A 13,197-nucleotide genomic window follows, 5' to 3' on the forward strand; every position below is an offset into this window, starting at 1 on the left:
GATGATCGGGCCGCTTCCTCGCCGTCCTGACCGGCCGTCGCTGCTGCGGCGGCGAAAACGCGCCCGCGAAGGGTCCACGGCGGTCGAGTTCGCCATGGTCGCCCTGCCCTTCTTCATCCTGGTCTTCGGCATTCTGGAAGTGGGGATGCTGCTTCTGCTCGACGCCGTGGTCGAAACGGCGGTCTCCGACACCGGACGTCTGGTGCGGACCGGCCAGGCCCAGCAGCAGGCCCTGAAACCTGCGGAGATCAGACAGAAGCTGTGCGAACGCATGAGCGTCTTCGCCGCCGACTGTCCGTCGCGCGCATTCATCGACGTGCGCGTGGTCGACAACTTCAGCAATCCGGTCGCGCCCGATCCGCTGGCCTCGGGGGTGTTCGACCAGAGCAAGCTCACCTATCAGCCCGGCGGCCCGGGTGATCGCGTCCTGGTGCGGATCTGGTACGAACAGCCGATCGTCACCCCCTTCATCGCCCAGGCCCTGTCGCACACCACCGACCACAAGGTGCTGCTGACCACTTCCCTGGCCTTCCGCAACGAGCCCTATCAATGAGCCGCCGCCTCGTCCGCAGCGCGATCCAGCGGTTCTGGCGCGACCGGCGCGGCGTATCGGCGATCGAGTTCGCCCTGATCGCGCCGCTGATGCTGCTGATCTATTTCGGTCTGGTGGAGTGCTGCCAGGGCTATATGGCCAACCGCCGCGCCAGCCACACCGCCTCGATCGTCGCCGACCTGGTGGCCCAATCGGACGCGACCACGACCCAGGACCTGACCAGCATCTTCGCCATCGGCGACATGATCATGCGGCCGTTTCCGTCCTCGCCTCTGTCGATCCGCGTCTCCAGCGTCACCATCGACGCCAACGGCGCAGCCCGCGTCGACTGGAGCCGGGGCAACAACAAGGCCCTGACCGCCCGGGTCAAGAACTCGGTCGTCAGCGACCTGCCGCCCGGCCTGATCGAAAAGGGCGAAAGCCTGATCCTGGGCGAGACCGTGTTCAAATACACCTCCCCCTTCGCCAAGGTCATCAAGACGCCGATCGACTTCCGCCGCAGCTACTATCTACGGCCGCGGACGGTGGACAAGGTCGCCTGCTCCAACTGCTAGAGGCCGGCCAGGGCCTCCTTCAGCGCCCGGATCTTGGCGTCGGTCTCCTCGCGTTCGGCCCGGGGGTCGCTGTCGGCGACGATGCCCGCCCCCGCCAGGGCCCGCCAGCGCCAGGCCGCCCCGTCCTGCTCGAACGACGCCGTGCGGATCAGCACCGAGGCCGTCAGTTCGCCGCCCCCCGCCAACCCCAGGCCGAACAGGGAACCGCACCACGGCCCGCGCGGCGGCTCATGGCGCGCGATCACCTTCATGGCCTGATGCTTGGGCGCGCCGGTGATCGAGCCCGGCGGGAAGGTCGCCTCCAGCACCTCGGCCGCATGGACGCCCGGCGCCGCCGTCGCCGTCACCGTCGAGACCAGATGATGCACCGTCGGGTGGCTCTCGACGTCGAACAACCGCTCGACCCGCACCGAGCCGGGCGCCGCCGCCCGCGCCAGATCGTTGCGCATCAAATCGACGATCATCAGGTTCTCGGCCCGGTCCTTGGCGCTGGCGACCAGGTCTGCGGCCAATTCGGCGTCGCGCGCCGGGTCCGGGAGGCGCGGCCGCGTCCCCTTGATCGGCCGCGTCTCGATCCGGCCCGACGCAGGATCAAAGGTCAGGAACAGCTCCGGCGAGTTGGACACCAGCGCCCGCTCGCCCAACCGCCAGAAGGCGCCGTAGGCCGCGCCCCGCTCGACCGACAGCCGCAGGAAGACCTCGAACGGATCGCGCCCGGCCGACAGCCGCCCGCTCCAGGCGCGCGCGATATTGGCCTGGAACAGTTCGCCCGCCGCGATCCGCGTCGTCACCTCGGCCACGGCGGTTTCATAGACGTCAGGCGGCGCCTCGCCGTCGAAGGCGGCGGCGGGCGCTGAGGGGACCGACGGCGCGACCGCCGCCGCCAGCCAGGCCGCCGCGCGCCGCACCTGCGCCTCGGCCCCGGCGGCGTCCGCGCCCCGGCCGACGGCCCGAACCTCTCGCGCCGCATGATCGAAGGCCAGCAGGGCCGGATAGCGGGCCAGCATCAGGTCGGGCCAGATCTCGGCCCGTCGCCCCGTCGCCGGTCGCGCCCCGGCGTCATAGCTCATCAGGCCGACCACGCCGCCCCCTGCGAACGCCGGGTCGCGCAGGGCGTCGAAGAGCGCCGCGTCCTCCACCGGCCCTATCTGAACTCGATCCGGCTCGCAGGCGACGAAGGACCAGCGCCCGCCGTGCGCGGTCGCATCGCCCGCTCCGGCCAGCAGCGCCAGCGCCCCCTCGCGTCGGTTCAGTCCCGCCGCCACGGCCAGCGGCTCGCGCCACGCCAGGCGTTCGACGTGGACGACCGGCAGGCTCATGCCGTCAGCCGCGCCCGGATGCGCTCGGCCAGGGCGGCGTCCACGCCCAAGGTCTGCTCCAGATAGGCCGCGATCGACCCCTGCGCCTGCGTGATCGCGCCGAAAGCGCCGTCCAGATAGTCGGCCTCGACGCCGAGGAAGGCGACGACGGCCCCGCGCGAGGCCGGACGACCGGTCATCTCGGTCAGCTTCTTCGCAATGCCCTCGGCCCGCCCCTCCAGATCGACGGCGATATTGGTCAGCAGATAGTCGGCGATCAGGTCGTCGCGCGATACACCCAGCAGGCTGTGGGTCAGGGCCGCCAGCAGACCGGTGCGATCCTTGCCCGCCGCGCAGTGGATCAGAACCGCCCCCTCGCCCTCGGCCAGGGCGCGGAAATAGCGGCGGAACAGGTCGAGGTGGGCCGGCTCGAACGGCAGGCGGCGATAGGTGTCGGCCATAAAGGCGCGGCCCGAGATCTCGGTCAGGTCGGCGGTCTTCAGGAAGGTGACGTGGGGGGCCTCGCCGCCGTCGTCGTGGTCGCTCTCGATCACCTGACCGACCCAGTTCGCCGGTCGCCGCGAGGGCTGGTCGCGCCGTTCGCTAGGGCGGCGCAGATCGACCACCGTGGCGATGTTCAGCGCCGCCAGCCGCTCCAGGTCGGCCTCGGTCGCCCGCGCCTGATGCGCCGAGCGATAGAGCCGCCCCCGCGCCACGCGGCCCTCACCGACAGCGTAGTCGCCATAGTCGCGGAAATTATCGAGGGCCTGAAACGGCAGAAGGCGGTCGTTCATGACCGCCTTCCTTAGCCTATTCAGGTCCAGACGCTAACGGCGCTAACGGGCGCCGACCAGACCGGACATGGCGTCCAGATAGGCGACGAAGGCGTCGCGCCCCGCCTCGGTCATGGTCGCCCGCGTCAGGGGCTTGCGGCCCTGAAAGCTCTTGGAGACTTCGACGAAGCCCGCCTCCTCCAGTTTTCTCAGATGGACGGACAGATTGCCGTCCGTCGTCTGCAGCCGGGTCTTCAGTTCGTTGAAATCGGCGGTCCCGACGCCCGACAGATAGGCCATGATCCCCAGGCGCACCCGGCCGTGGATGACCTCGTCGATGCGGCCGATGTCGAAAGCGTCCACCGTATCCGAAGGGGCCATGGTCAGATCACCTCCGACGGTTCCTGACGCACCAGCAGGACGCCGGGCAGCAGGGCGAACAGGAACAGTCCCGCCGCATAGGCCAGCCACATCAACGGACTGCCGCTCAGGAAGGCGATCAGGGGCGCCGCGATCCAGCAGGCGATGGCCAGCTTCCACTGCCATTTCTGGTCGCTCATGGTCGCCGACACCGCCCAGCCCGAACCGTAGAGGGCGAAGATCAGCGAGGGGAAGATCAGCGACGGGATCGCGCTGTGTGTCTTCCAGCCGATCACCGCCATCGACAGCGACATGACGAAGACCCCCAGACCGACCCCCATCCATCCAGCGCTGGCGGCGCGATTGGCCGCCGATTTCGCTCCGGGCTTATAGCAGGACCTGCGAATCTGCCACATTAGCACGGCGAAGAAGGCCAGCATGGCCCCGCCCCACAGGATCGCATAGGCGACAGGCGCGACAGCGATGATCCCGCTGTCGATGCCGTAGGCGAAGATCGAGGCCAGACCGAAGATCAGGCCGGCGGAAATCAGGATCGACCCGCCCAGCAACGGGGCCTGCCGCCCCTCCTGGGCCAGGGCCTTCATATAGGCGATGTCGTCGTGGACGGACTGCACTTGGTCGCGGGTCATGGCGTCTCTCCCTGCCTGTTGATGGGACAGTGAGCCAAGAACTTTATGTTGTAAAGTTCTTTTTCTGAGACAGGCCGCGCGACCCATTCTAGGCCTTGGCCATGCGCGTCGCCTTTCATCACATCGCCTATCAACCGCTGGCCGTCTGCAACGCCCTGTCTATGGACCGACTGGAGGCGACCGTGCGGCGCGCCGGCCTTGCGCCGGACGCCACCGTCATGGACGTCGGCTGCGCCTATGGCGAGGTGTCCATCCGTCTCGCCCGCGCCTTCGACGCGCGCGTGACGGCGGTCGAACTGGACCCGGTCATGGCCGAGGGGGCAGAGGCGCGCATCCAGGCCGCAGGCCTGTCGGACCGGATCCGGGTGCGGCGCGAAACCTCGGCCCAGGCCCTGGCCGCCCTCCCCGCTCTCGACCTGATCGTCGCCATCGGCTCGACGGAACCGGCGGGCAAGGGCCTGCGCGAGCCCGCCGCCGTCTTCGCGGCCCTGACCGAGCATCTGACGACGGGCGGCGCGCTGCTGTGGGGCGACCTGTTCTGGAAGGACGAACCGCCCGCGCCCCTGCGCCAGCTGGTCGAGACCGGCGGCTACTACGTCAGCCACGACGCCCTGCAAGCCGCCGCCCGCGCGGCGGGGCTGGAGGTCGTCTCGGCAGAGATCAGCGACGAAACCGAATGGGCGACCTATCGCACGGCGATGGAAAGGGCGATCGCCGACTGGCTGGACGCTCATCCGGACCACCCGGACGCCCCCTCGGTCTCGGCGACCGCGGCACGGGTAAAGCTGATGTTCGACTTCGGCGCGCCGCATCTGGGCTTCGGTCTCTACCTGTTCCGGAAGGGCTGACGCCTTTCCCTCCCCATGAAGGGGAGGGAGAACCGCGCTCAGACCGGCCTCAAGTAGCGCGAAGCGCGGTAGGCCTGCTTACCGGAAAGGCGGCTCGTCGAAGGCGCGCAGCTTGCGCGAGTGCAGCTTGGCGCCCTCGGCCCGCAGCAGGTCGACCGCCTGGATGCCGATCTGCAGGTGTTCCGAAATCGAGCCTTCGTAGAAGCGATTGGCCTGGCCCGGCAGTTTGATCTCGCCGTGCAGCGGCTTGTCCGAGACACACAGCAGCGTCCCGTAGGGCACGCGGAAGCGGTAGCCCTGGGCCGCGATCGTGGCCGATTCCATGTCGATGGCCACGGCCCGGCTCTGGTTGAAGCGCAGGGCCGACTTGGAATAGCGCAACTCCCAGTTGCGGTCGTCGGTGGTGACGACGGTGCCGGTGCGCAGCCGCTTCTTGACCTCTTCGCCCGGCGCGCCGGACACCTGTTTGGTGGCGTCGTAGAGGGCGCGTTGCACCTCGGCGATGTTCGGGATCGGAATGTCCGACGGCAGGACGGCGTCCAGCACATGGTCGTCGCGCAGATAGGCATGAGCCAGGACATAGTCGCCGATAGTCTGGCTGGCGCGCAGGCCGCCGCAGTGGCCGATCATCATCCAGGCGTGCGGCCGGGTGACGGCCAGGTGGTCACAGATGGTCTTGGCGTTCGACGGCCCCACCCCGATGTTGACCAGGGTGATGCCCGTCCCGCCCGGCGCCGTCAGGTGGTAGGCGGGCATTTGATGTCGGCGCCAGGCCGCGTCCATGATGGCGACCTCCGGATTGGGCGTGTCGCGGGTGATGACCACGCCGCCGGCGCAGGACAGGGTCTCATAGGCGCTGTTCGGGTCGGCCAGTTGGGCGCAGGCCCAGCGCACGAACTCGTCGACGTAGCGGTGATAGTTGGTGAACAGGACGTAGCTCTGAACGTCCTCGACCGGCGTGCCTGTGTAGTGACGCAGCCGCGCCAGCGAGAAGTCGGTGCGCAGGCCGTCGAACTGGGCCAGGGGGAAGTCCTCGCCCGGCTCGAACAGGCCGTCCGAGATCTCGTCGCCGATATGGGCCAGATCCGTGGTCGGGAACCAGCGGGCGATGGAGGCCGTCATGGTGCCGTCCAGCGCCACGCCCGAACCGTCCAGCACATAGGGGAAGGGAATCTCCTGATCCGACGGCTCGACCGTCAGGGTCGCGCCGTATTCGGCGACCAGCAGGCTCAGCTGCTCCAGCAGATAGGGCCGGAACAGGTCGGGACGGGTGATGGTGGTCGTATAGACGCCGGTGCGCGACAGGCGGGCGAAGGCGCGCGTCGCCAGATCCTGCGGACGGTCGCCGAACCAGCTGACGGTCAGTCGGGGATAGGCGAACAGGCCGGCGGCCCTGGCTTCGGGATCGGCGCGCTCGCCGGTCTCGATAAAACGCTTCACTGCGCTGCGCAGATTGGCGACGGATTGATTGTAGAGGGTTTCGAGGCGGTCCAGCGCCGCCTGGGGGGTCATCTTGTCTGTCATGACTTCCTCTAGCGGAAAAGCGTGACCTTGGCGAGACGGGCGAAACACGAGGACACGACTGTTGACCGCAAGCGCGGCGGACGTCCTCAGCCCAGTTCGCGACGGAAGAAGGCCGCCACGTCGTCCAGCACCGGCGCCTTTTTCCTGAACAACGGCGAGAAGGTCGCGATCAGGTCGGCGTGGTCGAGCCCGGGATAGAGCTTGGCTTCCGCCCTGCCGCCGACGGCCCTCATCCGGTCGTTCAGGATGGTCGTGTCCTCGGCATGAACCACCGTGTCGGCCGCCCCATGCCCCAGCCACAGCGGCGGAGCGTCGGCGCGAACAAACGTCACGGGCTGGGTCAGGGTCGGATCGGACGCCCGGCCAAAGGCGGCCTTCGAGGCGGGCACGTCGAACGGCAGGAAGTCATAAGGCCCCGCCAGCCCCGCCGCCGCCCGGATCAGGTCGGGGCGCTCGACGGCGGCCATGTAGCGCCGGTCCAGCGCGATCATCATGGCCAGATGCGCCCCCGCCGAATGGCCCAGCACGCCCAGCCGCCCGGCGTCCCCGCCATACTGCGCCGCCAGATCGCCGGCGCGCGCGGTCGCCGCCGCCGCATCCTCGATGAAGGCGGGGAAATGGACCTGCGGCACGACCCGGTAGTCGGGCAGGAAGACCACGAAGCCGCGGGCCGCCAGCGCCTGGGCCGCCCAGCCATAGACGGCCTTCGACCCCGCATCCCAGCCTCCGCCGTAGAAGAAGACCACCGTCGGCGGGCTCATCCCTCCTATGGCGGCCCCCGCCGGCGCATAGATGTCCATCGTCTGGCGTGGATCCTCGCCGTAGCGAACGCCCGAGGCGATCTTTCCCGCACCCCGGTCGCGCGGTCCCAGCGCATTCAGCGCCGACAATGGCGAACAGGCGGCGGCGACAGCGCCGATCAGGGGAGCGAACAGGCCTCTTCGGGTCATGCCCCACTACGCCCCAGCCCCCGTCCTGGATCAAGGCGAAGCTTCATCCCGCGCCAACCACGCATGAAAAAGGGGCGCGGCCTTGGCTGGCCGCGCCCCTCGTTCGTTTCGCCCTTGGCCCTACTTGGCCAGATGCTTGTCCAGCCAGCCGAACACCTCATTGTGCCATTGCAGGCTATTGGCGGGCTTCAGCACCCAGTGGTTCTCGTTGGGGAAGAAGACCAGACGGCTCTCGATCCCGCGCCGCTGCAGGGCGGTGAAGGTCGACAGGCCCTGGGCCGTCGGGATGCGGTAGTCGAGGTCGCCCTGAACCACCAGCATCGGCGTCTTCCAGTTCTGGACATGGTTGGCCGGGTTGAACTTCTGATAGCCCTCCGGGTTCTCCCAAGGCGTGCCGCCGTACTCCCACTCGGTGAACCACAGCTCCTCGCTCGAATAGCCCATGCCGAAGGTGTCGAAGACGCCGTCGTGGTTGACCAGGCATTTGAACGCGTCGGACCAGTTGCCGGCGATCCAGTTGATCATGTAGCCGCCGTACGACGCGCCGAGCGCACAGGCGTTCTGACCGTCAAGGAAGCCGTACTTGGCCTGGGCTGCAGCCCAGCCCTTCTGCAGATCTTCCAGCGGGCGGTCGCCCCAGTGCTGGCTGATCGCGTCGGTGAATTCCTGGCCGTAGCCGGTCGAGCCGTGGAAATCGATCATCACCACCGCATAGCCCGCGCCGGCATAGGTCTCGGGGTTCCAGCGGTAGGACCAGGAGTTGCCGAACGACCCCTGCGGCCCGCCATGGATCAGGAAGGCGACGGGATATTTCTGACCTTCGACATAGTCGGCCGGCTTGATGACGTAGCCATGGACCGTCTCATTGTTCCAGCCGGGGAAGCTGAACTGCTCGGCCGCGCCGAAGGCCTTGGACGCCAGCTGCGGGTTCACGTTGGTCAGGCGACGCGGCATCTCGCGACCGCGATAGGTCTTGAAGAAGAGGTCGGCGGGCGAGGTCAGGGTGTCCTGCGCGTAGACGAAGCCCGACGGCGTCTGGGCGAAGGCGCCGACGTGGCCCTCGCCCGTGATCGGAACCACCACGCCGTTGCGCGTGTCGATGGCGAACAGGCGGGTCTGACCGACGTCGCCGGCCGTGGTGTAGAGGGTCTTGCCGTCCTTCGACCATTGCAGGGCATCGGCCGAACGGTCCCAGTTGGCCGCGATCTGGCGCGTCTGGCCGGTGGCTGTGTCGCGCAGGAAGATCGAATACTTGTCCGCCTCGAAGCCCGGGCGGGCCATGGCGCGATAGGCCAGGGTCTTGCCGTCCGGCGAGAAGACCGGGCCGGTGTCCCAGGCGGGGTTGGCCTCGGTCAGATTGGTCAGTTGACCCGGCGCCGAGACGGCGACGCTGTAGAGGTCGAAGTTCGTGCTCCACGGTTCGCTGTTCCCGGCCTTGCGCGCGGAGAAGACCAGCGACCGGCCGTCGGGGGCAAAGACGAACTCGCTCTCGTCGCCGAACGGCTTGGAGGGGGTGTCGCCGTCGAAGCCCTTGGTCACCCAGACCGGAGCGCCGCCCGCCTTGCCGTCCGCGCCGATGGCCTGAACGAACAGGTGGTTCTGGGTGTGGTCGCTCCACGTATCCCAGTGACGCACGAACATGCGGTCATAGACCTGACCGGTCGACTTGACCTCGGCGGCGGCCTTGGCGCGCTCGACCGAGGCGTTCAGGTCGGGCGCTTCGGGATAGACGGCCAGCGACACGGCCACCGCATCGCCCGCATTGTTGACGCGATAGGCGTTGACGTCGGTCGGCAGGCTGGTGACCTGGGTCGCCGTCGCGCCCTTGTCGGCCGAGACCCAGACCTGGCTCGAACCCGAACGGCCCGACAGGAAGTAGAGCTTGCCGTCCGCGCCCCAGCGCGCGGTGTTGGCGCCGCCCTCGGAAATCGCCAACTTCTGCGGCTGGCCCTCGCCTTTCAGGCTCAGGATGTAGAGGGCGCTGGCGCGCTTGTTGGCCGCCACGTCAGTCTGGGTCAGGGAATAGACCACCCAATCGCCGTCCGGCGAGACCTGAGGATCGCCCAGCCGGTTGGCCGAGATCATGTCCTGATAGGTGAAGGCTTTCGACGCCTGGATCGAAGCCGCCGCCGGGGCGACGGGCGCCTCGGCCAGCGCCGGCAGGGCCGAGGCCGTGAGCAGGGCGACGGCGCTGAGGCCGCTCAGAAGATGGGGCAGGTGGCGCATGGGCGATGATCCTCTCGGGCTTCGCGAAATTCTTGGCCGCAGGCGTAGCACCGGCGACGCTCGCGTCAAACCCGGCATCCGCGAGGATGGTCACGACCGCTTGCCGCCATCGTCGGGAGCGGCGACAAGCAGGGGCATGAGTCCCTCTTCCCCTCATATCGTCGACGTCCTGATCGCCGAGCGCGCGCCGCGCCTGACCCGTTCGGCCGCCTGGCCGATGGTGCGGCCGCTGCTGTATCGGCTGCTCGACTATAACCGGGCCCGCGCCATGGCCGACGCCATAGGGCCGCTGTCGGGTCAGGCGGCGCTGGACCATGTCTCGACCCTGCTGGCGCTGAAGACGACGACGCTGAACCTCGACCGCCTGCCCCGGACCGGGCGCTGTCTGGTGGTGTGCAACCATCCGACCGGGATCGCCGACGGGTTAGCCGTGCACGACGCCATCCGCACGGTGCGCGACGACGTCATCTATTTCGCCAACGCCGACGCCCTGCGCGTCTCGCCGCGCCTGGCCGAGAGCGTCATCCCGGTCGAATGGGTCACGGCCAAACGCACCCGCGCGAAAACCCGCGCCACCCTGCTCGCGGCCAAGGCCGCCTTCGAGGCTGAACGCTGCGTCGTCATGTTCCCCGCCGGGCGACTGGCCCGCGTCGACGCCCAGGGCCGGCTGACCGATCCCGAATGGGCCGCGACGGCGGCGTCGCTGGCGCGCAAATACGAAGCCCCCGTCGTCCCGATCCACGTCGCCGGGCCGACCAGCCGCCTGTTCCACCTGTTCGACCGCTTCTCTCAGGAACTGCGCGACATCACCCTCTTCCACGAGCTGCTCAACAAGCAGGGGCGCGCGTTCGACCTCAGCGTCGGCCTGCCCATCGCGCCCGAGACGCTCGACATCGACGCCGCCAAGGCCACCGAGGCGCTGAAGGCCTTTGTCGAGCGCACCCTGGCCGCCGATCCCGACGCGGTGTTCGCATGACGACCTTCATTCTCGACGACGCCGACGCTACAACCCGTCTGGGTCAGGCCATCGCCCCCCTGCTGGCGCCCGGAGAATCCGTCCTGCTCTACGGCCCGCTGGGCATGGGCAAGTCGACCCTGGCGCGCGGCCTGATCCGCGCCCTGACTTCGCCCGACGAGGATGTGCCGTCGCCGACCTTCACTCTGGTGCAATTCTATGAGAGCGACCCGCCCATCGCCCATTTCGACCTCTATCGCCTGAGCCGCCCCGAGGAGGCCTTCGAGATCGGCCTCGACGAGGCGCTGGATGAAGGCTGCGCCCTAATCGAATGGCCCGAACGCCTGGGCGAGGACCCGGGCCGGATGCTGGGACCGGACCGGCTGGTCATCGAGATTTCGGAACCCTCCCCTCAAGCAGCCGTCCTCCGCGAGGGCGGCGATAGGGGTCTCGCTGGAAGAGTTGCGACCGTATCTGGCGCAGGGGCGTGGGAAGCGAAACTGAAGGAACTCCATGTCTGACCGCGAAGCTCTCCGTCTCGACTTCCTGCGCTCGGCTGGTCTGGCCGAGGCCGCCCGCGCGCCCCTGCCCGGCGACGCCTCGACGCGCCGCTATGAGCGCCTGACCACGCCCTCCGGCGCCACCCTGATGCTGATGGATCAGGCCCCCGCCGCCGAGAGCCCGCCCTGCGATCCGTCGTGGACGCCGGAACAGCGCCACGCCCACGGCTGGAACGCCGTCGCCCGCCTGTCCGCCGGCCGCATCGAGGCCTTCGCCGCCGTCGCCGCCCACCTGAAGTCCCTAGGCCTGTCCGCCCCCGAGATCGTCGCCGTCGACGCCCCGAACGGCCTGGCCGTGATCGAGGATTTCGGCGACGCCCTGTTCGCGAACGTCATCAACGAGGGCGCCGAGGAGGCCCCGCTCTACCGCGCCGCCGTCGAGGCCCTGGCCGTCCTCCACGCCGCCCCGACGCCCGAGGTCCTGACCGGCTTGGCCGGCGACTGGCCCCTGCTGACCTATGACCAGACGGCGCTTCAGGGCGGCGCCGACCTGTTCGTCGACTGGCTGCCGAAACTGGTGCCGTCGCTGGCCTTCGACAACGCCGCCGTCGCCGAATGGCGCGATGTCTGGGCCCCGATCACGGCGGCGGGCGAGGGGGGCGCGACCGTCATGGCCCACCGCGACTATCACGCCGAGAACCTGATCCGTCTGGACGGCCAGGCCGGCGCCGCCTCGGTCGGCCTGATCGACTTCCAGGACGCGGTGAAGGCCCATCCGTCGTGGGACCTCCACTCCCTGCTGCAGGACGCCCGCCGCGACGTCTCGCCCGAGTTGGAAGCCCTGGCTCTGGACCACTACTTCGCCCTGCGGCCCGAGACCGACCGCGAAGCCTTCATGGCGGCCTACGCCGGTCTGGCGGCGCTGAACGAGGCGCGCATTCTCGGCATCTTCGCCCGCCTGATCGCCCGCGACGCCAAGCCGAAATACGCCGCCTTCATGCCCCGCATGTGGGCCCACCTGAACGCCAACCTGAAGGCGCCCGGCCTCGAGCCCGTCGCCGTCTGGATGGACCGCCACGTGCCGGAGGATGTGCGGCGATGACCTCTCCCTGCCGCTCCCTTCTCCCCTCGGGGGAGAAGGTGGGCCGCGCAGCGGCTCGGATGAGGGGGCGCGTTCCGCCGGTCTCGTCCTTGACGTCGAGCGGCGCGCCCGTCGCCGCCCGCCCCCTCATCCGTCATGCTGCGCATGACACCTTCTCCCCCGAGGGGAGAAGGGTTTCGGGAGCCGCCGCATGACCAATCCCACCACCGCCATGGTCCTCGCCGCAGGGCTCGGCACGCGGATGCGGCCCCTGACCCACGACCGGCCCAAGGCCTTGGTCGAGGTCGGCGGCAAAGCCCTGATCGACCATGTCCTTGACCGGCTGGCCGAGGCGGGCGTTGAGCGCGCCGTGGTCAACGTCCACTGGTTCGCCGACCGGCTGGAGAGCCATCTCAAGGCCCGCGCCCGTCCCGAAATCCTCATCTCCGACGAGCGCGCCGAACTGCTGGAGACCGGCGGCGGCCTGAAGAAGGCCCGCCCCCTGCTCGGCGACGAGCCCGTCTTCGTGGCCAATATCGACAGCGTCTGGATCGACCGGGGCGATGCTCTGCGCGACCTGATCCGCCTGTGGGACCCCGAGCGCATGGACGCCGCCCTGCTGCTGTCCCGGCGCGAAGGCGCCATCGGCTTCGAGGGGGGCGGCGACTTCTTCCTGGCCGACGACGGCCGACTGACCTTCCGGGGCGAGGCCGCCAGCGCCCCCTTCGCCTACATGGGCGTCCATATCACCCGCCCCGGCTACGCCGACGCCGGCCCCGACGGTCCCTTTTCGCTCAGCCCCCTGTGGCGGCAATCCGCCGCCGAGGGCCGCCTGTTCGGCTGCGTGCTGGACGGCGACTGGATGCACGTCGGCGACCCGCAGGCGCGCGACGAGGCCGAAGCCCGGCTGAAAGCAGAGGCCTGA

The 13,197-nt window shown here is 69.1% G+C and carries 14 protein-coding genes; 7 read left to right on the plus strand and 7 right to left on the minus strand.

Features of this window, described 5'->3' with window-relative positions; genetic code table 11:
• Position 1: 1 nt before the first annotated feature.
• Together AB4Y68_RS04980 and AB4Y68_RS04985 are read left to right on the plus strand one after the other, a co-directional pair.
• Positions 2-553 (plus strand): TadE/TadG family type IV pilus assembly protein, encoded by a 552-nt coding sequence (locus AB4Y68_RS04980; protein ID WP_441454400.1) that lies wholly within the window; start codon positions 2-4, stop codon positions 551-553.
• Positions 550-1,107, plus strand: a complete 558-nt coding sequence (locus AB4Y68_RS04985) for a TadE/TadG family type IV pilus assembly protein (RefSeq protein ID WP_441454401.1) — start codon at positions 550-552, stop codon at positions 1,105-1,107. The genes AB4Y68_RS04980 and AB4Y68_RS04985 overlap by 4 nt, the downstream gene beginning before the upstream one ends.
• On the opposite strand, the gene AB4Y68_RS04990 is transcribed toward AB4Y68_RS04985, so the two are convergent.
• Genes AB4Y68_RS04990 through AB4Y68_RS05005 form a run of 4 tightly spaced genes read right to left on the minus strand, consistent with a single transcriptional unit; the run spans position 1,104 to position 4,188 of the window.
• Entirely contained in the window at positions 1,104-2,426 is a 1,323-nt protein-coding gene (locus AB4Y68_RS04990; RefSeq protein WP_441454402.1) for an anthranilate synthase component I family protein, read from the minus strand. The two genes, AB4Y68_RS04985 and AB4Y68_RS04990, sit on opposite strands and share 4 nt — an antisense overlap.
• The gene (locus AB4Y68_RS04995; RefSeq protein ID WP_441454403.1) at positions 2,423-3,199 is read right to left on the minus strand and encodes a tyrosine-protein phosphatase; all 777 of its coding nucleotides are present in this window, start codon (positions 3,197-3,199) and stop codon (positions 2,423-2,425) included. Before AB4Y68_RS04995 ends, AB4Y68_RS04990 begins: the two co-directional genes overlap by 4 nt.
• A 42-nt stretch (positions 3,200-3,241) precedes the next feature.
• Positions 3,242-3,559, minus strand: coding sequence for a winged helix-turn-helix domain-containing protein (locus tag AB4Y68_RS05000; protein ID WP_441454404.1), 318 nt, complete (start codon positions 3,557-3,559; stop codon positions 3,242-3,244).
• Positions 3,560-3,561: 2 nt separating this feature from the next.
• On the minus strand, positions 3,562-4,188 hold the full coding sequence (locus AB4Y68_RS05005; protein WP_441454405.1) for a hypothetical protein: 627 nt from the start codon (positions 4,186-4,188) through the stop codon (positions 3,562-3,564).
• 101 nt (positions 4,189-4,289) lie between these two features.
• Here AB4Y68_RS05005 and AB4Y68_RS05010 point away from each other — a divergent pair, with 101 nt between their 5' ends.
• A complete protein-coding gene (locus tag AB4Y68_RS05010; RefSeq protein ID WP_441454406.1) occupies positions 4,290-5,036 on the plus strand; it encodes an SAM-dependent methyltransferase in 747 nt (248 codons plus the stop codon).
• A 78-nt stretch (positions 5,037-5,114) separates the two neighbouring features.
• Here AB4Y68_RS05010 and AB4Y68_RS05015 read toward each other — a convergent pair whose 3' ends face one another.
• From AB4Y68_RS05015 to AB4Y68_RS05025, 3 genes are all read right to left on the minus strand, one after another.
• Entirely contained in the window at positions 5,115-6,560 is a 1,446-nt protein-coding gene (locus AB4Y68_RS05015) for an AMP nucleosidase (protein ID WP_441454407.1), read from the minus strand.
• Between the two features lie 86 nt (positions 6,561-6,646).
• Positions 6,647-7,510: an alpha/beta hydrolase gene (locus AB4Y68_RS05020; protein WP_441454408.1), complete on the minus strand. Its 864-nt coding sequence runs from the start codon at positions 7,508-7,510 to the stop codon at positions 6,647-6,649.
• A gap of 120 nt (positions 7,511-7,630) precedes the next feature.
• On the minus strand, positions 7,631-9,736 hold the full coding sequence (locus tag AB4Y68_RS05025; protein WP_441454409.1) for a prolyl oligopeptidase family serine peptidase: 2,106 nt from the start codon (positions 9,734-9,736) through the stop codon (positions 7,631-7,633).
• 136 nt (positions 9,737-9,872) lie between these two features.
• Here AB4Y68_RS05025 and AB4Y68_RS05030 point away from each other — a divergent pair, with 136 nt between their 5' ends.
• The 4 genes from AB4Y68_RS05030 (at position 9,873) to murU (ending at position 13,197) form a co-directional block, all read left to right on the plus strand.
• Positions 9,873-10,712, plus strand: a complete 840-nt coding sequence (locus AB4Y68_RS05030) for a 1-acyl-sn-glycerol-3-phosphate acyltransferase (RefSeq protein WP_441454410.1) — start codon at positions 9,873-9,875, stop codon at positions 10,710-10,712.
• Positions 10,709-11,212 carry a tRNA (adenosine(37)-N6)-threonylcarbamoyltransferase complex ATPase subunit type 1 TsaE gene (tsaE, locus tag AB4Y68_RS05035; RefSeq protein ID WP_441454411.1) on the plus strand — a complete coding sequence of 168 codons (504 nt, stop codon included), beginning with the start codon at positions 10,709-10,711 and terminating at the stop codon, positions 11,210-11,212. The genes AB4Y68_RS05030 and tsaE overlap by 4 nt, the downstream gene beginning before the upstream one ends.
• Positions 11,205-12,293, plus strand: a complete 1,089-nt coding sequence (gene amgK / locus AB4Y68_RS05040) for an N-acetylmuramate/N-acetylglucosamine kinase AmgK (RefSeq protein WP_441454412.1) — start codon at positions 11,205-11,207, stop codon at positions 12,291-12,293. The genes tsaE and amgK overlap by 8 nt, the downstream gene beginning before the upstream one ends.
• A 190-nt stretch (positions 12,294-12,483) precedes the next feature.
• Complete coding sequence (gene murU, locus AB4Y68_RS05045; RefSeq protein WP_441454413.1) at positions 12,484-13,197, plus strand: N-acetylmuramate alpha-1-phosphate uridylyltransferase MurU; 714 nt, start codon at positions 12,484-12,486, stop codon at positions 13,195-13,197.

The organism is Brevundimonas sp. 2YAF1, assembly GCF_052114745.1.
Taxonomy (GTDB): domain Bacteria; phylum Pseudomonadota; class Alphaproteobacteria; order Caulobacterales; family Caulobacteraceae; genus Brevundimonas.

Bases quoted from the DNA above. Each gene is read 5' to 3' on its own strand.
- AB4Y68_RS04980 (WP_441454400.1), top strand. From the start codon at position 2: ATGATCGGGCCGCTTCCTCGCCGTCCTGACCGGCCGTCGCTGCTGCGG.
- AB4Y68_RS04985 (WP_441454401.1), top strand. From the start codon at position 550: ATGAGCCGCCGCCTCGTCCGCAGCGCGATCCAGCGGTTCTGGCGCGAC.
- AB4Y68_RS04990 (WP_441454402.1), bottom strand. From the start codon at position 2,426: ATGAGCCTGCCGGTCGTCCACGTCGAACGCCTGGCGTGGCGCGAGCCG.
- AB4Y68_RS04995 (WP_441454403.1), bottom strand. From the start codon at position 3,199: ATGAACGACCGCCTTCTGCCGTTTCAGGCCCTCGATAATTTCCGCGAC.
- AB4Y68_RS05000 (WP_441454404.1), bottom strand. From the start codon at position 3,559: ATGGCCCCTTCGGATACGGTGGACGCTTTCGACATCGGCCGCATCGAC.
- AB4Y68_RS05005 (WP_441454405.1), bottom strand. From the start codon at position 4,188: ATGACCCGCGACCAAGTGCAGTCCGTCCACGACGACATCGCCTATATG.
- AB4Y68_RS05010 (WP_441454406.1), top strand. From the start codon at position 4,290: ATGCGCGTCGCCTTTCATCACATCGCCTATCAACCGCTGGCCGTCTGC.
- AB4Y68_RS05015 (WP_441454407.1), bottom strand. From the start codon at position 6,560: ATGACAGACAAGATGACCCCCCAGGCGGCGCTGGACCGCCTCGAAACC.
- AB4Y68_RS05020 (WP_441454408.1), bottom strand. From the start codon at position 7,510: ATGACCCGAAGAGGCCTGTTCGCTCCCCTGATCGGCGCTGTCGCCGCC.
- AB4Y68_RS05025 (WP_441454409.1), bottom strand. From the start codon at position 9,736: ATGCGCCACCTGCCCCATCTTCTGAGCGGCCTCAGCGCCGTCGCCCTG.
- AB4Y68_RS05030 (WP_441454410.1), top strand. From the start codon at position 9,873: ATGAGTCCCTCTTCCCCTCATATCGTCGACGTCCTGATCGCCGAGCGC.
- tsaE (WP_441454411.1), top strand. From the start codon at position 10,709: ATGACGACCTTCATTCTCGACGACGCCGACGCTACAACCCGTCTGGGT.
- amgK (WP_441454412.1), top strand. From the start codon at position 11,205: ATGTCTGACCGCGAAGCTCTCCGTCTCGACTTCCTGCGCTCGGCTGGT.
- murU (WP_441454413.1), top strand. From the start codon at position 12,484: ATGACCAATCCCACCACCGCCATGGTCCTCGCCGCAGGGCTCGGCACG.